This window comes from Catenibacterium sp. UBA627 (genome assembly GCF_002299355.1).
GTDB lineage: Bacteria > Bacillota_I > Bacilli_A > Erysipelotrichales > Coprobacillaceae > Catenibacterium > Catenibacterium mitsuoka.
Genome location: NZ_DBPF01000020.1, coordinates 1 through 4,030, shown reverse-complemented (window position 1 = coordinate 4,030; position 4,030 = coordinate 1). Strand labels below are relative to the sequence as shown.

Below are 4,030 nucleotides of genomic sequence, written 5' to 3'. Positions count from 1 at the left end.
GGACATCATTTCCAGTAGGTAAAGTAGATCTTATGAACCTCTATCCACTTAGCTATAAGGAATTCTTATTAGCAACTAAACAAATTGATGCTTTGAAGGACTATTATTTTGTGGGTGGTATGCCAGAAGCTGTACAACATTTTGTGAGTCATCATAGTTATGATGAAGTACGCAATATACAGAAGAGAATTCTATTAGATTATGAACATGATTTTCCGCGTCCAAAAATAAGTAAAGTATGGAATAGTATTCCAATTCAGATTTCTAATAATACATATGAAGGGAAACGTGGTAAAGGTTTTGATGTGGCTGTTAAGTGGTTAGCTGATTGTGGATTGATATACATAGTGAATCGTGTGAGACAGGTAAAACCACCCTTGAAAATACATGAGGATTTCAATACATTTCAATTATATCTATTAGATATAGGATTATTAGGATGTATAGCAAAACTTGATGAGCATACACTAAGTAAACAATATATATGTCAGCAGTTTATGGCAACAGAACATGTGAGTATATATTGCGCAGATGATACTGATTTCTTGATAGAGAAAGAAGATGGCATTATTCCTATAAGTGCGCAAAAGGCACTATAAAGGAATGGAACTTATCTGGATCTATAAATAAAAGCATCGATCAATTCGTGACCGATGCTTACGTGATCAAATATCCAGTTTTATATGAATATCAGTGATATTTTGTTTACCATATACAATACGTAGGATTAAGATTATATTCTCTACAGTATTCGGAAGATAGTACATGATATATTTTCCAATCAATTTCTTTCTCACATTTTCTAACTGTAAAAATTCATTATCTACAAGAGAACCATTTTCAGGAAAAACTCTTGCTTCTTCAATATTATACAGTAGCTTATCTACGAAATCTGATGCAGCTTGTGGATTTGCAAGGTCAATTGCGATATATGAGACAGTTCCGTCTAAATCAGATTCTGCTCTTTTGGTCAGTCGATATCCAAATTTAGATGCCATACTTGCTCCTTATATTAGAAATTGCAGCATCTCCTTCTACTGTGTTTCCGGATTTTACATCTTTCAAACCATCCAATATTGTTATTGCTTCATCCATCTTTCTCATAGTTTTTTCATAATAATCGATGTCCATAACAACTAATCTGCCGTATCCATTCTTGGTTACGAATACAGGGCCGTTTTCTTCTGCACAGCGACGTTCTACTTCAACCGTATTTTTTAAATCACGCATTGGAATAATCTGCATAGAATCAACTCCTTTCATGTGGCTATATTATAGTCTATATTTAGCCACACTGCGAGTGGGTGTGAATTATCATAGCTTAATAAAGGAGTGTTTCTTCTGTTGTTTCTTTAGATATTAAAACGACACATCAAGTGTCGTTTTAATATTAGTTCATAGTTTTCTGTAACTTCTTAGCTACTAGTACTAATACAATCGCAAGTGCTGCAAGAATAGCTGAACCGATATAACCCATTACATATGATCCAGTGGCATCAAAGAAACTTGCTGAAATCTTAGGACCTACAAAAGCACCGATACCATAGCCAATGAAGATTAAACCATAGTTTCTGTTATAGTACTTAGAACCAAAGATGATCTTAACCATAGGCGCAAATACGACAAGTAATCCACCAAATGAGAATCCTACTAAGGCAATACATAAGATGAAGTATGCATAAGAATGGGCCATAGTTAACATCAACATTGAGATACCGTTAATAAGTAATACAAGAATAAGTGAGTTCCATCCCTTTAATTTATCATAGATAAACCCAAATGAGATACGACCAAACATGTTAAATAAAGTCATAAGTGATACACAAAGTGCTGCACTCATCGCATTTAAACCAATCTGTTTCTGAGCAATTGGTGAAGTGGCTGAGACCATCATAGTTCCTGCTGCATTCGCAAAGATAAACATAACTACTAATACCCAGAAGATAGGTGTTTTAACCATCTGTGGGATGTTATAGTCTTTTGTATTTAATTCTTTAGATTGTGTTGTTGATGGTGTCCATCCTTCAGGAGTCCATCCATCAGGACAAGGTACAATCATCCAAGCAACAGCACCAACACCAATTAAGAAGATCACACCAAGAATCTTACATGCAGTCTGTGCACCATATGTAGAGATAAGCATCTGAGCGACTGGGGACATAATGAATGGTCCACATGCGGCTCCAGCCTGTACTAAACCAGAAATAGAACCACTCTTGTCAGGGAACCATTTTAAAGCGGTTGGAAGACATGCTGGATAAATCATACCAGCACCAGCACCGGCAATTACACCATAAGCTACATATAAGAATGGGATTGTATTCGCAAAACCTGTTAATACCCATCCACCTGCAAATAATGCAAGACCCATATAGATAGCAACTCTAGGCTGTAACTTTTCAGCTAAAATACCACCAATAAAGCCTACAGCACAATAAATAAACATATAAATAGTATAAGCCATTGAGAAATCAGAAGTACTCCATCCAAACTGATTACATAATGGCAAACAGAATAAACTGAAGAAGGCAGTGGCAGAAGTGAATAAAGACTGAATCCATACTCCTGCAAACACACGCCAGCGTGTTGCTTTCGTAATATTCATGATAATCCTCCTACTGTAATGTACCTAAGTCTAAAGCAACTTCACGGCCATTAAATTTACCTGCTTCACGACTGGTACCTAACCAATAAACCATAGAAGAAATATCTTCTACATCAAGGAATGGTACGCCATTGTACATTTCTTCAACAGATTTGAAATCTTTACCTGTTAAATCATTAATAAACTGTACATATTCCATTGTTTCACACATAGGTGTTTTAACCTTTGTAGGACATAATGCATTCACGATAATACCCTTAGAACCTACTTCTTTTGCAAGTGTCTTAGTTAATCCTAAGATCCCCCATTTACTCATACAATATGTTGCAAGCTTTGGTGTGCCATATAATCCTGAAGTAGAAGAAATATTAATAATACGACCAAATCCCTGCTTCAACATATACTGTGCTGCATACTTATCTGTACGCCAAGTACCGATAAGGTTAATGTTGATGACTTTTTCTACCTGTTCATCTGTTAGTTCCCAAGTGTAGGCAAAGTTAATAACGCCTGCGTTCGCAATGACAACGTCAATACGTCCAAAAGTATCCCATGCACTCTTGAATAGGTTTTCCATATCTTCTGTAGAAGTGATGTTTGCCCTAACAGCAAGTACTTTTGCACCTATTGATTTACAATGTGCGATTGTTTCTTTAAATGCTTCACTAGTTGGTTCCTGCATATCAGCTAACACAACGTCAAATCCATTTTCTGCATATTTATATGCATGTGCACGTCCTTGACTCATGGCTCCGCCAGTGATCAAAACTACTTTTCTTTCATCCATTTCGTTTCTCTCCCTTTGTTAAAAAATTTACAAGTTGATTATAGAGTCTCAAATGGTTTGAGAGTCAATAGTCTAAATTTGCTTAAAATAAGCATAAATGATAGGGCTTTCTTTGGTATAATGGGTAAGAACTCTCAAACAGTTTTAAGGAGGAAAATATAAGTAACTAAATATATTGACTATTGTGATTAAATGTGTTCAAATCTGCTCAAAGAAGAGCGTTAAAATGAACACATCAAATATCATAAATTACAAATTAAAGGATTTTTCTGAACTTTTAGGCGTATCTGTCAAGATATTATAACGTTGAGATAGAAAAGGAACTTTAAAGGCAAACCGAACTCAAACTAATAGACATTATTATACTTATAATCAGCATTTACTAAATCAAGTTGCACTTTTAAGATAGTTCTGTCATGCAAAAGAATTATTGTAGAACAGCGTACTGAAGATTATGGAAACCATGTAAACATTTATTAGATGAAGTAATAAAACGGAAAATCAAAGCCACAATTTGAATTCCCACAAACCATAGGCTAGTGAAAATTAAATTTTATAAGCACCTATTAAACGGCGTTCTCGAAGCTGAACCTAATACATGAATTTTCCATTTGTTCTATAATTAGATTAGAAATCAG

5 protein-coding genes are annotated in these 4,030 nt (G+C 35.0%); 1 reads left to right on the top strand and 4 read right to left on the bottom strand.

Annotation, left to right across the window (positions count from 1 at the left end):
- Positions 1-599 (top strand): DUF4143 domain-containing protein (locus tag B2S90_RS01350; RefSeq protein ID WP_414630680.1); only part of this gene is annotated, 599 nt, incomplete at its 5' end.
- 66 nt (positions 600-665) lie between these two features.
- On the opposite strand, the gene B2S90_RS01345 is transcribed toward B2S90_RS01350, so the two are convergent.
- From B2S90_RS01345 to B2S90_RS01330, 4 genes are all read right to left on the bottom strand, one after another.
- Complete coding sequence (locus B2S90_RS01345; protein WP_278780412.1) at positions 666-998, bottom strand: type II toxin-antitoxin system RelE/ParE family toxin; 333 nt, start codon at positions 996-998, stop codon at positions 666-668.
- Positions 988-1,245, bottom strand: coding sequence for a type II toxin-antitoxin system Phd/YefM family antitoxin (locus B2S90_RS01340; protein ID WP_278861425.1), 258 nt, complete (start codon positions 1,243-1,245; stop codon positions 988-990). Before B2S90_RS01340 ends, B2S90_RS01345 begins: the two co-directional genes overlap by 11 nt.
- A 145-nt stretch (positions 1,246-1,390) precedes the next feature.
- Complete coding sequence (locus B2S90_RS01335) at positions 1,391-2,605, bottom strand: L-lactate MFS transporter (RefSeq protein ID WP_055233632.1); 1,215 nt, start codon at positions 2,603-2,605, stop codon at positions 1,391-1,393.
- Between the two features lie 10 nt (positions 2,606-2,615).
- Entirely contained in the window at positions 2,616-3,392 is a 777-nt protein-coding gene (locus B2S90_RS01330) for an SDR family NAD(P)-dependent oxidoreductase (protein WP_286696433.1), read from the bottom strand.
- Between the last annotated feature and the right edge of the window lie 638 nt (positions 3,393-4,030).